Genomic DNA, 17,974 nt, shown 5'->3' on the forward strand with positions numbered 1-17,974 from the left:
AACCTATTCGTCCAGGCCGTGCTCGATCGCGTAGCGGGTCAACTCGACCCGATTGGCCACCTGCAGCTTTCGGAAAGTCGCCTGCACGTGGTTTTCCACCGTGCGATGACTCAGCGACAGCTTGGACGCAATCTGCTTGGCGGACAAGCCTTTCGCTACATATCGCAGCACCTCGGTTTCCCGCTCGGTGAGGCTGGGGGTGGCCGGTCCGGCATCCGGGCGGCGGGCCATGCGCCGATATTCGCCCAGCACCAGCCCGGCCAGGCCCGGAGTGAACACGGCCCGGCCCGCCGCGGTCGCCCGCACCGCCTCAGCCAGCTCGGACTTCGACGCGCTCTTGACCAGATATCCGGTCGCGCCGGCCTTGACGGCTTGCAGGACGTCGTCGCGTTCGTCGGAGGCCGACAGCACCAACACCCGCGTCGACGGTGACACCGCAAGCACCTCCGTCGTCGCCTGCACGCCGTCACCGTCGGCCAGCCGCATGTCCATCACCACCACATCGGGCTTGACCACACCGGCGCGCCGCCGTGCCGCGGCCACCCCGTCGGCGGTTGCGACCACAGTGAACCCGTCTTCGGTCAGGTCACGGGCGACGGCGTCGCGCCAGATGGAATGGTCGTCGACCACCATCACTGTCGGCGCGGGACGGTGAGCTCCCATTCGGTCCCTTCCCCAGCGTCGGTATGCAATTGTGCGTTGCCACCCAGCGATTCCACCCGTCCCACAATCGATTTCGAGATCCCGACGCGGCCATGCCGGATCGCCTCTGCCAGCCGGCCCGCAGCGATGCCGACACCGTCGTCGCGAACGGTCACCGTAACTGAATCGCCGAGGTCTTCCAGCAGCACGAACGCCCTCGCCGCAGCGCCGGCGTGTGCACGCACGTTGTCCAGGGCGTTGCCGACTGCGGCGTCCAATTCCGTCGCCACGTAGCGCTGCAGTGGTACCGGTGTGCCCGGCAGGCTCATCGACACGCCGTCGGCCTCGCGGCGGCTCAACAGTGTGCGCAGATCAACCGTGGTTTCATCGCTGTCGACGTCGATTTCGACGGAGCTCACCCATCGCCGCAGCGCGCGTTCCTGCTCGCTGGCCAATTCGGCCAGTTCCGCTGTGGGTCCACCAATTTCATTGCCGCGCTTGGCTACCAGCGCCAGAACCTGCATGACACCGTCGTGCACCTCGCGAGACAGCCGCTCGCGCTCCTCGACTGCGGCGGACAGTCGCGCCGCTCGTTGCAGTTCGTCGTGGGCGCGTCGCGCGGTCGCAGCCGCCATACCGACCGCCAAACCGACGGCCAGCTCGACGATGATGGTCGCGTTACGACCGAGGTTGAGGTTGACTGCGCCCTTGAGCGCTGCGCTGGCGGCCATCACCACCGCACCGGTCAACATTCCACCTGCCGAGCCGAATTGGATTGCCGCCGAGATCGTGGCGTTGGTCGCCCACAATGTCGTCGGCCAGGACTGGTTGTCCAGCGCCCACGGCCGGGACGCAACCACCTCAGTGGACAGCATCAGCGCCACCACGACGACAATCTCGGTGAGAACCCACGGCGTCCGCCGGCCGAACCCGCGTAGGTAGGCGACTGCGCAGGCTGCGCTCCAGCCGATCAGCACGGCGAACAACACCCAACCCAGCACCGGTCGTCGCAGATCCGAGTTGACCGCGATCTGAAAACCCAGCGCGTAAAGGCAACTCAGCAGCCGGAACACCTGCGCCGCCCGCCAGAGCGGTGTCACCGGGTCCTGACCGCGGGTCGCCACCACGGGCTCAGCATAACTAGTCTCGACACCATGAGTGACCTGGTCGAACGCGTCCGCCAGGTGCTGCCGTCGGTACGGCAGGATCTGGAGAACCTGATCCGTATCGAATCGGTGTGGGCCGATCCGACGCGGCGCGACCAAGTGCACCGCAGTGCCAACGCGGTCGCGGAGCTGCTGTCGCAGGCCGGTTTTGATGATGTTCAGATCGTCAGCGCCGAGGGAGCACCGGCTGTCATCGGTCGTCATCCGGCGCCGCCGGGAGCTCCGACCGTGCTGCTCTACGCCCACCACGACGTCCAGCCGGAAGGCGACCACGCTCAGTGGTCATCGCCGCCGTTCGAGCCGACCGAACGCAACGGCCGGCTCTACGGGCGCGGCAGCGCCGACGACAAGGCGGGCATCGCAACGCATTTGGCGGCCTTCAAGGCGCACGGCGGCAAACCCCCGGTCGGGGTCACGGTGTTCGTCGAAGGCGAGGAGGAGTCTGGCTCGCCGTCGCTGGGGCGCTTACTGGCCGCACATCGTGACGCGCTGGCCGCCGACGTCATCGTGATCGCGGACTCCGACAACTGGAGCACCGATGTCCCGTCGCTGACGGTGTCGTTGCGCGGGCTGGCCGACTGTGTGGTCGAAGTCGCCACCTTGCAGCATGGCCTGCATTCCGGCATCTGGGGTGGTGTGGTCCCCGACGCGCTGAGCGTGTTGGTACGGCTGCTGGCCAGCCTGCACGACGACGACGGCAACGTGGCGGTGGCCGGCCTGCACGAAAGCACCGCCCCCGCGGTGGACTACCCGGCTGAACGTGTCCGCGCCGAAACCGGGCTGCTCGACGGGGTCAGCGAGATCGGCACTGGTTCAGTGCCGCAACGACTCTGGGCAAAGCCGGCCATCACCGTGGTCGGCATCGACACCACATCCGTTGCCGCAGCTTCGAATACATTGATTCCGCGGGCGCGGGCCAAGGTCAGCCTGCGCATCGCTCCTGGCGGCGACGCGGTAGCCCACCTGGACGCACTGCGCAATCACCTGGAAACGCATGCGCCATGGGGCGCGCACGTGACGGTCACGCCCGGCGAAATCGGCCAGCCCTACGTGATCGACGCCAGCGGACCGGTCTACGACGTCGCGCGCGCGGCCTTCCGCCAGGCGTGGGGCGCGGATCCGATCGACATGGGGATGGGCGGGTCGATCCCGTTCATCGCCGAATTCGCCGCCGCGTTCCCGCAAGCCACGATCCTGGTGACCGGCGTGGAAGACCCTGCCACGCAAGCGCACAGCGTCAACGAGAGCCTGCACCTCGGTGTACTGGAACGGGCTGCGACCGCCGAAGCGCTGCTACTGGACGGCCTGGCCTAGACGGACAGGTCGCGTCGCAGTTTGGCGACATGGCCGGTGGCCTTGACGTTGTACTGCGCGACGGCGATCTTGCCCTTCTCGTCGACGACGAATGTGGACCGGATGACCCCCTGGACGGTCTTGCCGTACATCTGCTTTTCGCCATAGGCGCCCCAGGCGGTCAACACCTTGCGGTCCGGATCGGACAGCAGCGGAAAGGTCAGGCCTTCGGCGTCACGGAATTTCGCCAGCTTGGCCGGTTTGTCGGGGGAGATGCCGATGACGTCTAGGCCGGCCCCGTTGAGGTCTTTCAGGTTGTCGCGGAAGTCGCAGGCTTGTTTGGTGCAGCCCGGGGTCATCGCAGCCGGGTAGAAGTAGACGATCACCTTGCGGCCCTTGAAGTCGGACAGCTTCACGGTCTTGCCGTCGGCGTCGGGCAGGCTGAAGGCCGGCGCTTTGTCGCCGGGCTGCAGGCGTGCGGTTTCGGTCAACGCGGGTCCCTTTCTGTTCACCGGGCCGGTGGGATCAGCACCGGCTGCTCTAGGGTAGTGCCGAAGACGACAGGGAGGACCACAGTGGCGGATCGCGATCCCGACGCCATCAAGCGCGACATCGACCAGGCGCGCAACCAGCTGGCCACGACCGTCGACTCGCTTGCCGAGCGGGCTAATCCCCGCCGGATCGCCGACGATGCCAAGACCCGCCTTCTCGCCTTTATCAAAAAGCCGGTCGTGGCGGTGTCGCTGGCCGGAATCGGGGCGCTGGCCATCGTCGTGGTAGTCCGCCGGATCCGCAACCGCTGACGGGATCCGGTGGTAGCGAACATTGCCGCGCCTGCTGTCAGAGCGACCGCGGCGCTCAGCAAAAGGCGTCATGGTCATTCGAGGGAATCCGGCGGCGCCTGGCTGTGCGGCGATCCGCCAGAAATGTTGCCGCCAACAGGGGCGTGGTGCGCCGTGAGAGTCTCGAACTCCCGACCCGCTGTTAGTGGTCACGACGTTCACCTGGGAACAACGGTAGGCAGCCGTGTACGTGATTCTTGGCTGACCTGCGGAAGTGTTAACGTCGCGCATCACCTGGCGGACGCGGGGGAGGGCATTCCCGGTCAATTTGTGGTCAACGTGGACGGGATTGACCACTTATAGGGTTGGACTCTCGTCGTCCAGTTCCGTCACCTCGACAATCTCGTAGTCGTTGACCTCCAGGAGCACGTGAGCCTCTTCCAGGGTCGCGTTCTTCAGGTGGTCATAGCCCTCGTCCAGCACTCGTCGGATGCGGGCTTCGTGCGCGAACTCGTCCTCGAACTCCTTAGTACCGACACCCCTCCGCTCCCTGACAAAAGCCCTTACCGCCGCCTCCACGTCGTCTTTCACCTTGTCCCACACGGTGTCTATCTCGATGCTGTCGTGTGCATCCCACAACGTGCTGATCCGCGCGGGGGTTGACTTCGGCTCCGTGTTAAACGCCGCTGCGACGTTGGTTGTGCGCAGATGATCCATCGCGGCTTCGTCCTCGTAGAGCGGTGTCCAATCAATTCCGACGACGCTCACAACATAGATTCGCTCATCTCTGCCCCGTGTGCGGTACGTAAGGGTCGGAGACGCCCATGAGCCACTGCTTGGGAGGGGGATCGTCCTGGTGCCATATGTCATGTTCAGGAAGCTACAACGGGCTGCCCGTCGCGTCATCGACTTCGGCGCTACCTCTCCGTCACGTCCCCCGCACCCGTCACTTCGGGAACCGCTCCTCTACGAAGGCGTCCGCCGTGTGCCGCAGCGCCCATCCCATCTGCTCCACGCAATCGCTGTACGGCGTATCCAGGTAGCGGTACTCCCGCAGCGCACCTTCAACCTCCACGACGGCGAGCGCATCCTGGTGCCGTTTCCACGTATCGCTCAGGTCGGACTTCGATTGATACCCGTCGAAATCGGCGCGCAGTTTGTCCAGCGCGTCGTCATCGTCCAGGTCGATGCCCCGCCCATCCAGCGCCGCGTCCAGCGCCGACCACGGCTCCAGCTCCTCAAGCCTCTCATCGGACTCCCACACAGGCTGCCAGTCGATGCCACCGAATCCGGTGACCACATAATGGTCTTCGCCGTAACCAGGGCGGTCAGGTTGTAGCGCGTTTTGAAGGCGATGTTCGGGCTTGGTGATACGAGCGTTCCCAGTGGTACGGAGTGCATAAGTGGTGTCCCCTCTATGTGTTGCTGTCACGGTAGCAGCGGCTGGCGGCGGGGAAATGCACCTTTGCCGTCACGTCCCCCGCGCCCGCTGCCCGATGTCACACGCCGCGCGGACAATCGGGCACCATGACTGTGTTCGCAACGAAAGTGGACGGTGGTGTCCTGGTGTACGGCATCAGGGGCTATCTGGGCTACACCGACCGAAACTTCCTGACTGACGATGACGCACTCACCCTGGTTGCATGGCTGCGCCGCGATGGTGACGAGGCGGGCGCTGCGGCTGTCGAGAGGGCACTGGGACTATGACCCCCGACCCCTGGTTGCCGGCCCGCGTCACCTGGACACCACGGCGCGGTGTCCCCGTCATCGTTGAAGGGGACTATCTGGAGGACACGGGCGCGGTGCCCCGCTTGACGTGTGGCATCTACGAAATCTGCGCTGCGCTGCGGCTGCCCGAACCCGAGGACGAACACGCCCTGCGCATCTCGCGCGTGGTGAACTGCCAACTGGCGCTGCGTCCGTGGGCGGTGTTGTGGTGCCCGTGGGGGCGCTTTCGTATCGAACTGATGCCGCCGAGCCGTGACTGACCCGCTGGACGCGCTGCTGGACACCATCGACGCCCTGGAAGCCGACCGAGGAGCGGACAGCGACGCGCGGAGCGCGGGTGACCCATTCCCCTGGACGGACGCTGCGTGGTGGAGTCCCGGTGACGGGCACGGAGACCTGGACGAGCCGCTCATCCCGTGGGATGTTCCCGGTCGGGTGATCACCCTGACAGCACACCTGGGCGATGGGCGCGCGGCGCGGTGGTCGATGCTCACGGGGTGGAGCGGGGACGAGTGCGTGGTGCGCGCCGCGCAGGCGGTGGCTGACCTGTACTCGGAGTTGGGGGAGATGTGCGCGGCGGCAAGGGGTCTGATCGGCGTGGCGGTGGACGGATGGGTCAGCGAGCCGACGTGGATCGCGGCGAGGTTGTAGGTACAGACCGCGAATCTGTCCCAGGCAGTTCGGCTATCCGGTGTTCTTCAACCCTTGGTAGATGATCGGAATGAGTTGCCCGAGGAGTTTCTGTGACAGCTCAGGATTGTTGAGGATTTGGGTGGACAGGTCTTCCGATGACGCCATCGCGCCGATGACAGCCCCGACGAACTCGTCGTGCAGGTCGGGGCTGGCGGAGAACTGGGCGAGGGTGTTGTTGCGTGCCTGCTGTTGCAGCGTCTCGCTTTCCTGGAGTCGGTCTTTGATGTGTGTGACGACGTTGGTGACGCTGGACTGAGGGTGGTCGCCGGAGAACAGATCGTTGATCTGTTCGATGACTTGCGCCAGCGCAACCAACTCCGGGTCACGTGCCACGCCGGTCCCGCTTGCGGACACTGGTTTGAGTGGAGCATCGCCCTTGAGGTCGGGGCTGTGGGCTTCGCCCCTGTGTTGGGTGAGGAACTCGAAATCCACACCGGAAAGGTCAATGTCGTGCTGGAGCTGCTCGCTGGCAATGACGGGTGCGAGGTGGCGCAGATAGATCGACAATTTCTCCAGCGAGGGGTCTTCATAGTTGACGATCTGGGACAGAAAGTCGTACTGGCGCAGGTAGGTTCCCACGTCCTTGCGGAACAGGTGCAGTTCCTCGACCGCGTGGGTGTCGCCGCGTTCGATGGCTTGGCGTTCACGATCCCGGAAACGGTCACGTGCGGGCGTCACCCACTTCACCAGGGCGTTGTTGCCTTTGCCCGCCAGGTAGTCGTTCACCAGCCCATTGATCTCGGCTTCGGTGTAGATGCCCGCTGAGTCGAGTTTGTTCATTGTGGCGTGCACGATGTTCGGGTCGGTGACATCGGACAAGGTGGTGGTTTCGTAGTAGGGCTCGAACGCTTCGGTGATCTCCTCGGCGGTGTTGGCGAAGTCCAGCACGAACGTCTGATCCTTGCCCGGTGCTGTTCTGTTGAGCCGTGACAGGGTTTGCACCGCTGCCACACCGGAGAGCCGTTTATCGACGTACATCGCCACGAGCAGCGGCTGGTCGAACCCGGTCTGGAATTTATTGGCGACCAGCATCACGTTGTACTCATCGGTGGCGAACGCCTCCCGCAGCTCACGTCCCTTCAAACCAGGGTTGAGGCTGGTCTCGGTGGCTTTCTCCACCCCGGAATCTGGGTCGGTGACCTCACCGGAGAACGCGACCAATGCCGCGACATCGGTATAGCCCTGTTCGGCGACGTACTTGTCGAACGCAAGCTTGTAGCGCACCGCCGCCTTGCGCGAGGACGTGACGACCATCGCCTTGGCTTTCCCGTCCAACCGCCAGCCGACGTTGGCGCGGAAATGCTCCACGATGATCTGCACCTTCTGGCTGATGTTCGTCGGGTGCAGTTTCACCCAGCGCATCACAGACTTGATCGCCGCCCGCTTGTCCACCAATTCGCCATCACCACCAGCCGTGGCGACCTGCACGGTGCCGCCCTCGGCGGTGTCCGAGGTTTGGTACGTCTGCCCTTCATGGGTCAGTCGGAACGCGGTCTTGTACGGGGTGTAGTTGCGCAGTACATCGAGAATGAACCCTTCTTCGATAGCCTGCTGCATCGAATACAGGTGGAACGGGTGCGGTTTACCGTCAACACCCTTGTGCCCGAACAATTCCAGGGTCTTGGCTTTCGGGGTGGCGGTGAACGCGAAGAACGAGAGGTTCTTCGCCTCTGCTCGTGCCGCCATCTCCGCCGCCAACACATCCTCGGCGTCCACGGTGCCGCCGTCTTTCAGCTCCGCCAGCTCCTGATCACTCAACGCCGCCTTGAGCCGTTTGGACGCCTCACCAGCCTGCGAGGAATGCGCCTCGTCAGCGATCACCGCGAACCGCCTACCCGCCAGGTCCGCCTTCTCCCGAATCAACGACAGCGCGTACGGGAACGTCTGGATGGTGACGATGATGATCTTCGTCCCACCCGACAATGCCTCGGCAAGCTCTTGGGACTTCGCCCCGCCAAGTCCCGCGATGTGCGCCACCACGCCGGGGGTACGGTCAATCTGCCGGATCGCCTCCTGTAACTGCGCATCCAACACGTTGCGGTCGGTGATCACGATGACCGAATCGAACACCGGCTTGTCATCAGCGTCATGGAGTACCGACAACCGATGCGCCAACCACGAGATACTGTTCGTCTTGCCCGAACCTGCCGAATGCTGAATCAGATAGCGGTGACCCGCGCCCTGCGAGCGTGCTGCCTCCACCAGGTTGGTGACCGCTTCCCACTGGTGATAACGCGGGAACAGCATCGTCTGCTTGCGGGTTTTCTTCCCCGACACCGGGTCAACTTTGTCCTCAATCTGCAAGTGCATGAACCTGCCCAGGATGTCCAGCCAGGTGTCCCGTTGCAGAATCTGCTCCCACAGATACGCCGAAGGGGAGCCTCCGTGCGGGTGCGGTGGGTTGCCCTTGTGCCCATGATCGCCGCGATTGAACGGCAGGAACACGGTGTCCTTGCCCGCCAGCCGCGTTGTCATCTGCACCTCGTAGTTCGACACCGCGAAATGCACCAACGCCCGCGAGGCGAACCCCAACAGCGGCTCACCCTTCGGCAGGCGATCCTTGCGGTACTGCAACACCGCATCGGTCACACTCTGCTGACTCAGATCGGTTTTCAACTCCGCCGTCGCCACCGGAATCCCGTTGACGAAGAACACCAGATCAATACTCGCAGAGGGATTCTGGTTCGAGTAATGCACCTGGCGCATCACCCGCAACCGCACCGCCTCATAGCGTTTCGCGGTGGTCGTGTTCAGCGACGAGTTCGGGCGGAACTGGCACATCGAAAACTGCGCGTTCAAATCCTTGAACCCGCGCCGCAACACCGACAACGTGCCACCATTGGCTTTCGGGTCCGCACCCAACGCCTTCACCAGGGTCGCCAACAGCCCCGCACGCGCCTTCTCCCGCGCCTCGCCGGTCAGCTCGGGGTTGACCCGCTTCGCCAACTGATCAGGCTGCGTGTCCTCCAACCACCCGAACACATCATCGGGGAACAACGCCAAATCGCGGTCATAGCCAGCATCATTCGCCGAATACAACCAGCCGTTCGCCGCCAGATACTCACAAATCTCGGTCTCGAACACCGACTCGTGATGCTGCAACCCCACCGCCACTATGCCGCCCCCCGCACATCAATCTTGCCCGTCACCGCATCCGTGATCAAAGCCGACCGATACTCCCGCAACGCCCCAATCATCTGCTCCGACTTCGCAATCAGAGCATCGAGCTTGGCGCAATGAGCGTCCAGGTACTCCACGATGAGCTGTTGTTCGGGCATCGGCGGCAGCCCGAACGCTATATCCCGAAAATCGCCCATCGAGAGGTTTTGCATGCTGGAGCTAGCTCCGACGCATTTCGCGGCGATCTGTGATCGGTATGCCTCAGTCTGACTCCAAAGATGGATGAACTTGGCTGAGGCACTGCGGAGTCGGACTTGCCACAGTTTGTCGGACAAATACAGGTTTGGGTAGTCCTCTGCGGCGTAGCCTGTCGAGCCGACGAGTTGGGGCGTGTTCGCTCGATTCACGATCAAGGAGCCGCCTCTTACGGGGCATGTGACCCGTCCGATTTCCTCTGGATCAACGACCGTCTTACTGCCTGCCGCGTTGAATCGCCCAGTGGAAACGCAACTTGTCTTCAGGATGCCGATTTCGTCGGCGCTTGGTGTCCAATCTCCGGCGTTCACACTCGTACCTGAATCGACTGATTTCACTACGAACTTCAATCGGCTGGCTTCCCAATGTGCTGGTATCTCGCCCAGCCATTCGACGCCCGAGTCCTTCATCTCGGCGTTGGGGTCCAGCCCCTTGGTGACGGCGTGAGTGATGGTGGCGATACGGTCCTCACGCAGTGTGGCGATGAGCTGCTCCTGCTTGGCGATCAACGCATCAATCTTCGCAGTCTCATGGTCAAGGAAATCAACGATGATGCGCTGCTCATCCATCGGCGGCAACGCCACGCGAAAATTACGAACGTGTTCGTCGGGAACGCGCTTCAATCCTCCAGCTCCGGTCATTGCGGCGATGCCTGCCTGTTTGAACAGGTCGGTTCGCACGATGTAACCCAAGAACCGTTGATCGAGTCCAGCCCCCGGTCTAAGCGTGGTCACTTCCGTGGTGCCAAAGCCGAATCCCGACGAAAGTCCCTGTATCGTTGCAAATTTCCCGTTTTCGAAGCAGGGCGTCACCTTGGCGAACAGTACGTCACCATTCTCGAAGTAGCTGTATCCGTCGAGTAGCTGCTGTACCGGTCGTTCGCGACTGATGTCCAATGACCCGTCTTCTCCAATCGCCTCCATTGGGAGGAACGTGACTTCAGCCATCGACTTTCGAACTGACTTGGGAACAAGTGGATTCAGTTTCAGAATGTGGCGCAGTCTGATTGGCTTCCATCCAGATCGAACCATGTCGTCTCCGTTTAATGCACTGGCGCAATACTCGGGGTACGCCGAATAGTTCACGCGCCGATCTCCCCGAGCAGATCTTGGATTTCGCTGACGAGTTGGCGGAGGTCTTTTTGGATGTCTTCGAGTGGGCGGGGCGGGGTGTAGCGGTAGAAGTGCCGGGTGAACGGGATTTCGTAGCCGATCTTGGTCTTGTCGTGGTCGATCCAGGCATCGGGCACGTGCGGGAGCACTTCGCGGGCGAAGTAGTCCTCGATGTCTTCGTTGAGCGGCACGTTCTCGGTGTCACGCAGCGCGGGGTCGGGTTCGGGTTCGCCCTTGCGGTTGGTGACGATGGTGGCGGTGTCGTCGTGTTCGCCGATGGTGGACCAGATCGCCTTGACCAGCGGGGCGGGAGGCTTGGTCAATCCCGCGTCGCGCAGCGCGGCTTTGAGGTCGGTGACGAACTGGTCGCGGTCTTTCCACTCCGAACCGATCAACGTGGTGAGCGCGTTGTTCAGCGCGGCGTGTTCACCGGGGGACAGTTTCTCGGCGGGTTTGGTCGCCAGCACTTCGGCGATGTTGTCGGCGGTCGGCGTGAACCGCAGTTGCAGGGGACGTTCCACGGTGATGGTGCGGTATCCGAAGTCGCTGCCTTTGAACACCTTCGACAGTGCGGGTTGGTCGGGGTCGGTGTCGTTGCGGTGTTCGGCGTACAGCTCACAGATGGTTTTGATGTCCTCGGAGCGCAGCTCCTTACGCTTGGAGCCCAGGGATTTGCGCATCTTGCCGTACATGTCCGCGCCGTTGATGAGCTGGACTGTGCCTCGGCGCCCAGCGGGCTTGTTGTTGTCCAGAATCCAGACGTAGGTGGCGATACCGGTGTTGTAGAACATGTCGGTCGGCAGCGCGATGATCGCATCCAGCAGGTCGTTTTCGATGATCCACTGACGGATGTTGGACTCACCAGAACCCGCGCCTCCGGTGAACAGGGGAGAGCCGTTGAGGACGATCGCCGCCCGGCTGCCGCCCTCGCCGTTCTTCACCGGCTGCATCTTGGAGATGAGGTGCAGCAGAAAGAGCATCGACCCGTCGGACACACGCGGCAGTCCTGGTCCGAAGCGCCCCGCGAAGCCGCGTTGCTCGTGCTCGTCGGTGACGTACTTCTGCTGGGTTTTCCAGTCCACACCGAACGGCGGGTTGGACAGCAGGAAGTCGAAGTGGCGGGTGCGGAACCCGTCGTCGGTGAGGGTGTCTCCGAGGTAGATGTTGTCGATGTCCTGACCTTTGATGATCATGTCGGACTTGCACATCGCGTACGAGCGGGGGTTCACGTCCTGCCCGTAGAGGACGGGGCGGGCGTCGGGGTTCATCGACACCAGGTGGTCGTAGGCGACCGACAACATGCCACCGGTGCCCGCTGCGGGGTCGTAGATGGTGCGGACGGTGCCTGGTTTGGTCAGTACGTCGTCCTGGGTGGTGAACAGGATGTCCACCATCAGCGCGATGACCTCGCGCGGGGTGAAGTGATCACCCGCCTGGGTGGCGTTCGAGTCGGCGAACTTGCGGATCAGTTCCTCGAAGATGTAGCCCATGTCGTGCTGGGTGATCACCTTCGGGTGCAGGTCCACGGCGGCGAACTCTTTGACGATCAGATACAGCCGCTCCGACTTGGCGAGGTTGGTGATCTGGTCGTACATGCCGAAGCCCTCGAACACGTCGCGCACGTTCGGGGAGAAGTGCTCGATGTAGTCGATGAGGTTGTCCGCAACATTTTCGGGGTCGCTGATCAGGGAGGCGAAGCTCCAGCGGGAGGTGTTGTAGAACGGCAGTTTGAACTTGTTCTTCAGCCACACCGCTGGGTCCACGTTCTTGGACTGGATGCTCTTGTACTCGGTGAGCACCTGTTCCTTGGTGGGCTCCAGGATGCAGTCCAGCCGCCGCAGCACGGTGAACGGCAGAATCACGTCCCCGTACTGGTTGGGCTGATAGGGACCCCGCAGCAGGTCAGCGATCTTCCAGATCAGAGCAGCATTCGCCTGCGCCATCGCTTGTACTTCTCCCCGTAGATGTAACCAGACAGAGGGGAACCTACCGGGTGCCGGGGACACCGCTGATGAGTTCCGCGCCGCGTCGAGTCAAATCCTCCGGGCTGTCGGTCGTCGTCGGTAGCGTCCCCGATGAGCGGAACGAGTGTTCTGGCAAGGGGAGGGGTGTCATGGGAGCGAAGTTCGACAAGCGCGCGTTCGAGCGTGAGCTGAAGAAGGCGACGCAACACTTGGAACAACAGATTCCGGTGCCGTTGGAAGGGTCCGAGGACGATGCTGTCGCTGCGGTCATCGCGGACTACAAGAGGCGAACCGGCGTGGTCCTGGATGAGGGCGAAGTGCGCAAGCAGGTGCGCGAACTGCGGGCACAAGCTACGGATGGTTGACGCGGCGGCGCTAACTACCGTATGACCTCGTGTTCCCGTCCGCCGCTGGCACGCCGCGTTGGGTGAACAACGTCAACCGCACGTGGCGGGAGGTTCGCGGCGACGATTACTCGTGGGTCACGCCGAAGGTCTTCAGGAAGACCGCCGCGACCGCCATCGAGCGGGAGTTCGGTGCCGAAGCGGCGGCAGCCCAGCTCGGTCACAGCTCGCCCGACATCACCCGGAGGCACTACATCGACCGGGCGACGGAGGCACCGGACAACCGCGCGGCGCTGGACAGGTTCGCGCCGAAAACGGCGAATAATCCGCGAACACCGCCTCACCTGCGGGTTGTGTGATGGGAGTCGGAACTCCATCACCGCAGGTGAGGCGGTGTCCTGTTGCGCGCCTGTTCAGTGTCGGTTGATTCTTGACGTTTCTATGTCGGTTGATCCTTGACACTCGTGTTGTGGTTTAGGTCCCGGTGCTTGTGCGCAGGGCCCGTTTGTTTCGTACCTGTCCGGTGCTGGTGCGGGCGGCGGTTTTGACGAGCTCGTCGCCGATCCAAAACCGCAACAGATCGCCGTCCACATGGACGTCGCAGGCCTGGCCGGCGTGGTGTCGACCCACGCAGACCTGCTGCCAGGACACGCACACAATCCCGTTGGAGCCCACCCGGCGACTGACCCAATCGGTGCTGGTGGGATCGCGGCCAGCCGTCGGGATCTTCGTCGACGCCGGCCCCGCCGCGGGGGCAGGTTTGAACCGTTGCGCCGGGGTGGCCATATCCAGCGATTGATGCGGACGGTCGTTGTTGTAGTAATCAACCCACTCGTCAACAGCCCGCTGAGCGGTTTGCAGATTCGCGAAAGGCTTTTGGTTGCTGAGAAATTCGGCACGCAAAGTGCGATGAAACCGCTCGATCTTGCCGGTAGTGGTCGGGCTGCGTGGCTGGGTCAACAGATGCTCGATGCCATGCTCGCGACAGATCGCATCAAAGAGCACCTCCACCGGCGGATGGTTGTAGCGCCCGGTGAATACCCGCCCGTTGTCGGTCAGGGCCTGCTCGGGCACCCCATAGCGGGCCAGCGCCGCGCGGAACCCATCACAGACTGCCCGGGTGCGCTCGCGGGCCATCAACCGCGCCGACACACACATCCGGGAATGGTCATCAAGACCCGTCAATGCCTTCGCCGATGTGCCATCGGCGAGCGGAAACCCGCCCACCACGTCGAGCTGCCACAGCTGCATCGGCGCGCCGCGCTCCCAACGCTTCCACTTACGCGAGCGCCGGTCCCGGTCGGCCGGATCGATCATGCCCGCCCGCACCAGCGCCCGATAAGCCGCCGATTCCGAGGGCACCGGCGCCACACCACGTTTTGCCAGTTCGTGGACCAACCGTCGCGGACCTCAGTACGGGCGCGACCGGCGCAACTCCAACAGCGCCGCCTCAACCTCGGCTGGCATTTGATGCGGACAGTGCGCCGGACGATGCGAACGATCGTTGAGCCCTTCGAGGCCCCCGCTCTCATAGCGTTTCAACCAGGTATGCACCGTTTGGCGCGACACACCCACCTTCTCGGCGACCAGCGACACCTCCAACCCGTCGCCGATAACCGCCAACACGGCCTGATACCTCTGCTCAGCCACGCTTAACTCCCTCATCCAGGGAGTGTCAAGGATCAGCCGAAGTAACTGTCAACAATCAGCCGAAGACGCAAAGTCAAGTATCACCCGAGGTAACACAGTCCCTGTTGTGCGCCGTCAGGGTTTCGAACCCCGGACCCGCTGATTAAGAGTCAGCTGCTCTACCAACTGAGCTAACGGCGCCTGGTTTTATCGACACGCAACGATAACAAGCTCTCCGCCGCCGGGTGAAATCGCCGACTGGAAGCGCTGTGGTTGCTGGTTAACCCCTAGACTACTAGTCAGTGGAACTGGGTTGACGGTTCACGAGGGGATCAGCGGTTAGATGGCAGGTCAGTCGATGACGCGCGCGCGACGCCTTCGGCGCTGGCTGGCGGCGCTGATGGTGCCGCTGGCGGTTGCTGGCGTCGGTGCCTGCGGCAGCGACACCAGTGCGCCCGCAGAGAAGGTCATCTTCGACAAGGGCACGCCGTTTGCCGACCTGCTGGTTCCCAAGCTCACCGCCTCGGTGACCGACGGCGCCGTCGGGGTGGCTGTCGACGCCCCGGTGACGGTCAGCGCCGACAACGGCGTCCTTGCCTCGGTCACGATGGTCAACCAGAACGGGCGGTCCGTCGACGGGCAGCTCAGCCCTGATGGCGTGCACTGGAAGACCACCGAACCACTCGGCTACAACCGCCGCTACACCCTGACCGCCAAAGCGCGTGGGCTTGGCGGGGTGGCGACCCGCCAGATGACGTTCCAGACCCAGTCGCCGGATTACCTCACGATGCCCTATGTCGTCCCTCGCGACGGCGAGGTCGTCGGGGTCGGCCAGCCGGTGGCGATCCGGTTCGATGAGAACATCGGCAACCGCGCGGCTGCTGAGAAGGCCATTACCGTGACCACCGATCCCCCTGTCGAGGGGGCGTTTTACTGGCTGAATAACCGCGAGGTGCGGTGGCGGCCAAAGGAATACTGGAAGCCCGGCACATCGGTGCATGTGGCGGTCAACACGTACGGCGTCGACCTCGGTGACGGGGTGTTCGGGGAGGACAACATCAGCACCCACTTCACCATCGGTGACGAGGTCATCGCGACCGCCGACGACGCGACCAAGACGTTGACGGTGCGGGTCAACGGCGAGGTCGTCAAGACGATGCCGATCTCGATGGGCAAGGACAGCACACCGACCGCCAACGGCATCTACATCATCGGGGATCGGTTCGCGCACATGATCATGGATTCGTCGACCTACGGCGTTCCGGTCAATTCGCCCAACGGTTATCGCACCGAGGTGGACTACGCGACCCAGATGTCCTACAGCGGTGTGTTCGTACACTCCGCGCCGTGGTCGGTGGGCGCCCAGGGCCACACCAACACCAGCCACGGCTGCCTGAATGTCAGCCCCAGCAACGCGCGGTGGTTCTACGACAACACCAAGCGCGGCGACATCGTCGAGGTCATCAACACCGTCGGACCGACGCTGCCGGGAACCGAAGGCCTGGGCGACTGGAACATCCCGTGGGAGCAATGGCGCGCCGGTAACGCCAACGCGTGATGGATAGGCGTCGCGAAACGTAACCCCTTGGGTTAGAGGTTAATCGCAGTCGTCACTGCCGTCTCATGCAAATCGGGGTGACTGACTGGCTCGAAACCCGCGACACCCATGGCCAGTTGATCGAACCCCTGGCGCTAACGAAGTGTCGGAGCGCGCGAGGAACCCGCTCAACTGTCGCGTGGGCTGCGGGCGCCACAACACCGAGCGCAACGACCGGGTAATTGACGACAAACGGGGAAGCGGTCCGTGCGGCCTAAGCGGGTAAACGGGGGCGGTAAGATTCTTTGCACGGCAGGTTACGGCGTCGGTTAGTTCGCAGCGGCATTGCTAGAAGATGCGCCATCGGACCTAGCTGCGATTTTGTTCAGAATAAATGCGAGCACGCCTAAGAGGGCAACATACGAAAGTATGTACATCGGTATCATTATCCATATTGATTTGGCATGGAAAAGAAGCGAAGCTAGCCCCTTGAGCCCGTCGTCGATGAAACCTGACACGATAAGAGCTATAAGTATCCCCATATAAAAACGCTCGCGCTTAAAGGGAACCTTGCCGCGAGCCTTCTGCGTGACGAACCAGGCGACGATCAGAAAGACCGTTAGTGCCATGCCTGTGAATGCGATAATCAACCACAATGGCAGGTCAATATTTGTATTCAACCCGGCAGAGTTGAAGAACGTATCGGCACCTATCATCAGCGCCACGTAGACCGGTAACAGGAGCGTGGCTAAGCGCATATTAATAATCACGGAACCCCTTATTTAGCGCAATCCCAGGCGCCTTCGCCAGCGGCCTTGATCGGTGCCTCAAGGAGACCCTTACCGAACCCGCCGACGAAACCGAGAACGACGCCACCGATGGCACCCGGTATAGCACCAGCGCCGGCGGCCTCCGGTGTGACAGCAGCACCTCCGACACCACCGGCAACACCTCCTTTGATCGCGCCCGTTATTGCGCTCTTGAATCCGTCCTTGACCATCTCTTTGCCGATATTTTCCTGAACGTGGTCTTCAACGCACTGGCCAAAGCTTGGTCTGGTTGGGCCGCTAGGTGCGGGTGCGGACCGCGCAGGCGCGGGCGGTGGCACGCGCTGCGGTGCGGCGGCGGCAACTTGCGGCGGTACCGGGAATGGGCCAATTTGAGGCTGCCCTTGCGATGGTGACGGCTGCGGCACGGGCTGCGTTCCGCCGTCTTGCTTGAAGTCGACGAACTGCACCGGGTTTGACGCGCCATTGCTGTGCTTCCAGACGCCGGACACCACCCCGCCGTGTTGCCCGTTCGCGTTAGTTGCAGTCGCCGGGTGTAGCCGTGTGTCTGGCGATCCTGCGTTGCCTTGACCCCTCCCATTAGCACGGCGGTTCATCGCCGAGCCCATCGCCGCAGCTATCGCGCCGGCCCGCTCATCATCCGTTTGGGCGTAATGCGAGGCCGCTGCTTGAAGGTTTGTCGTGATTTCGTTGAGTTGGCGCACGTGTGCGTCGGCGGCCTCGTTGAAGCGCTCTAATGCGTTGTGAGCGGCTTTCGCCGCTGTGCCTTGCCAACCGCCGTCTAGCTCGTTCGCCGTCTTCTGTACGCGCGCGATAACGCTCTTAATTTCGTCGGCGATCCGATCGAAGTTCCTAGCCCCGTTGACAAGCGCAACGGGATCAGTAGTCATCTGTGCCGGAGCCATGCCCGAAGTCTAACAG

Annotated in this window: 18 protein-coding genes, 1 tRNA gene and 1 pseudogene; 8 read left to right on the plus strand and 12 right to left on the minus strand. The window is 62.9% G+C overall.

Translation table 11 applies throughout. The annotated features are described in order from the left end of the window. Positions 1-3: 3 nt before the first annotated feature. Together MSP7336_RS13715 and macS are read right to left on the minus strand one after the other, a co-directional pair. Positions 4-663, minus strand: coding sequence for a response regulator (locus MSP7336_RS13715; RefSeq protein WP_113963920.1), 660 nt, complete (start codon positions 661-663; stop codon positions 4-6). After that, positions 633-1,766 carry a MacS family sensor histidine kinase gene (gene macS, locus MSP7336_RS13720; RefSeq protein ID WP_113964909.1) on the minus strand — a complete coding sequence of 378 codons (1,134 nt, stop codon included), beginning with the start codon at positions 1,764-1,766 and terminating at the stop codon, positions 633-635. The genes MSP7336_RS13715 and macS overlap by 31 nt, the downstream gene beginning before the upstream one ends. A gap of 30 nt (positions 1,767-1,796) precedes the next feature. On the opposite strand from macS, the gene MSP7336_RS13725 reads away from it, so the two are divergent. Continuing rightward, positions 1,797-3,122 carry a dipeptidase gene (locus tag MSP7336_RS13725; RefSeq protein ID WP_113963921.1) on the plus strand — a complete coding sequence of 442 codons (1,326 nt, stop codon included), beginning with the start codon at positions 1,797-1,799 and terminating at the stop codon, positions 3,120-3,122. On the opposite strand, the gene bcp is transcribed toward MSP7336_RS13725, so the two are convergent. Beyond that, the gene (bcp, locus tag MSP7336_RS13730) at positions 3,119-3,592 is read right to left on the minus strand and encodes a thioredoxin-dependent thiol peroxidase (protein ID WP_069394650.1); all 474 of its coding nucleotides are present in this window, start codon (positions 3,590-3,592) and stop codon (positions 3,119-3,121) included. The genes MSP7336_RS13725 and bcp overlap by 4 nt on opposite strands. An 84-nt stretch (positions 3,593-3,676) precedes the next feature. Here bcp and MSP7336_RS13735 point away from each other — a divergent pair, with 84 nt between their 5' ends. Further along, positions 3,677-3,904: a DUF3618 domain-containing protein gene (locus tag MSP7336_RS13735; RefSeq protein ID WP_069394521.1), complete on the plus strand. Its 228-nt coding sequence runs from the start codon at positions 3,677-3,679 to the stop codon at positions 3,902-3,904. A gap of 336 nt (positions 3,905-4,240) precedes the next feature. Here the strand turns inward: MSP7336_RS13735 and MSP7336_RS13740 are convergent, their stop codons facing one another. Then, a complete protein-coding gene (locus MSP7336_RS13740) occupies positions 4,241-4,753 on the minus strand; it encodes a hypothetical protein (RefSeq protein WP_142706786.1) in 513 nt (170 codons plus the stop codon). A 76-nt stretch (positions 4,754-4,829) separates the two neighbouring features. Continuing rightward, complete coding sequence (locus tag MSP7336_RS13745) at positions 4,830-5,183, minus strand: hypothetical protein (protein ID WP_113963923.1); 354 nt, start codon at positions 5,181-5,183, stop codon at positions 4,830-4,832. A 227-nt stretch (positions 5,184-5,410) separates the two neighbouring features. On the opposite strand from MSP7336_RS13745, the gene MSP7336_RS13750 reads away from it, so the two are divergent. From MSP7336_RS13750 to MSP7336_RS13760, 3 genes are read left to right on the plus strand one after another with little or no spacing between them, the layout of a single operon-like run. Continuing rightward, positions 5,411-5,590 (plus strand): hypothetical protein, encoded by a 180-nt coding sequence (locus tag MSP7336_RS13750; protein WP_113963924.1) that lies wholly within the window; start codon positions 5,411-5,413, stop codon positions 5,588-5,590. Then, the gene (locus MSP7336_RS13755; RefSeq protein ID WP_113963925.1) at positions 5,587-5,871 is read left to right on the plus strand and encodes a hypothetical protein; all 285 of its coding nucleotides are present in this window, start codon (positions 5,587-5,589) and stop codon (positions 5,869-5,871) included. The genes MSP7336_RS13750 and MSP7336_RS13755 overlap by 4 nt, the downstream gene beginning before the upstream one ends. Next, entirely contained in the window at positions 5,864-6,262 is a 399-nt protein-coding gene (locus tag MSP7336_RS13760) for a hypothetical protein (protein WP_113963926.1), read from the plus strand. Before MSP7336_RS13755 ends, MSP7336_RS13760 begins: the two co-directional genes overlap by 8 nt. Positions 6,263-6,295: 33 nt before the next feature. On the opposite strand, the gene MSP7336_RS13765 is transcribed toward MSP7336_RS13760, so the two are convergent. From MSP7336_RS13765 to MSP7336_RS13775, 3 genes are read right to left on the minus strand one after another with little or no spacing between them, the layout of a single operon-like run. Beyond that, positions 6,296-9,412: a type I restriction endonuclease subunit R gene (locus tag MSP7336_RS13765; RefSeq protein ID WP_113964910.1), complete on the minus strand. Its 3,117-nt coding sequence runs from the start codon at positions 9,410-9,412 to the stop codon at positions 6,296-6,298. A gap of 5 nt (positions 9,413-9,417) precedes the next feature. Then, positions 9,418-10,764 (minus strand): restriction endonuclease subunit S, encoded by a 1,347-nt coding sequence (locus MSP7336_RS13770; RefSeq protein ID WP_113963927.1) that lies wholly within the window; start codon positions 10,762-10,764, stop codon positions 9,418-9,420. Further along, complete coding sequence (locus MSP7336_RS13775) at positions 10,761-12,734, minus strand: type I restriction-modification system subunit M (protein WP_113963928.1); 1,974 nt, start codon at positions 12,732-12,734, stop codon at positions 10,761-10,763. Before MSP7336_RS13775 ends, MSP7336_RS13770 begins: the two co-directional genes overlap by 4 nt. Before the next feature lie 170 nt (positions 12,735-12,904). Here MSP7336_RS13775 and MSP7336_RS13780 point away from each other — a divergent pair, with 170 nt between their 5' ends. Together MSP7336_RS13780 and MSP7336_RS13785 are read left to right on the plus strand one after the other, a co-directional pair. Beyond that, on the plus strand, positions 12,905-13,120 hold the full coding sequence (locus MSP7336_RS13780; RefSeq protein WP_113963929.1) for a hypothetical protein: 216 nt from the start codon (positions 12,905-12,907) through the stop codon (positions 13,118-13,120). A gap of 29 nt (positions 13,121-13,149) precedes the next feature. Beyond that, positions 13,150-13,458, plus strand: coding sequence for a site-specific integrase (locus tag MSP7336_RS13785; protein WP_113963930.1), 309 nt, complete (start codon positions 13,150-13,152; stop codon positions 13,456-13,458). 115 nt (positions 13,459-13,573) lie between these two features. Here MSP7336_RS13785 and MSP7336_RS13790 read toward each other — a convergent pair. Together MSP7336_RS13790 and MSP7336_RS13795 are read right to left on the minus strand one after the other, a co-directional pair. Continuing rightward, positions 13,574-14,764, minus strand: a pseudogene (locus MSP7336_RS13790) (IS481 family transposase). A 92-nt stretch (positions 14,765-14,856) separates the two neighbouring features. Beyond that, a tRNA-Lys gene (locus tag MSP7336_RS13795) sits at positions 14,857-14,929 on the minus strand. Positions 14,930-15,071: 142 nt separating this feature from the next. Here MSP7336_RS13795 and MSP7336_RS13800 point away from each other — a divergent pair. Beyond that, entirely contained in the window at positions 15,072-16,286 is a 1,215-nt protein-coding gene (locus MSP7336_RS13800) for a L,D-transpeptidase (RefSeq protein ID WP_069394522.1), read from the plus strand. Between the two features lie 308 nt (positions 16,287-16,594). Here the strand turns inward: MSP7336_RS13800 and MSP7336_RS13805 are convergent, their stop codons facing one another. Then, a complete protein-coding gene (locus MSP7336_RS13805; protein ID WP_142706788.1) occupies positions 16,595-17,035 on the minus strand; it encodes a hypothetical protein in 441 nt (146 codons plus the stop codon). Positions 17,036-17,043: 8 nt separating this feature from the next. After that, positions 17,044-17,958 carry a WXG100 family type VII secretion target gene (locus tag MSP7336_RS13810; RefSeq protein WP_113963932.1) on the minus strand — a complete coding sequence of 305 codons (915 nt, stop codon included), beginning with the start codon at positions 17,956-17,958 and terminating at the stop codon, positions 17,044-17,046. Positions 17,959-17,974 lie beyond the last annotated feature (16 nt).

Origin of the sequence: Mycobacterium shimoidei, assembly GCF_900417275.1 — a bacterium.
Lineage (GTDB): Bacteria > Actinomycetota > Actinomycetes > Mycobacteriales > Mycobacteriaceae > Mycobacterium > Mycobacterium shimoidei.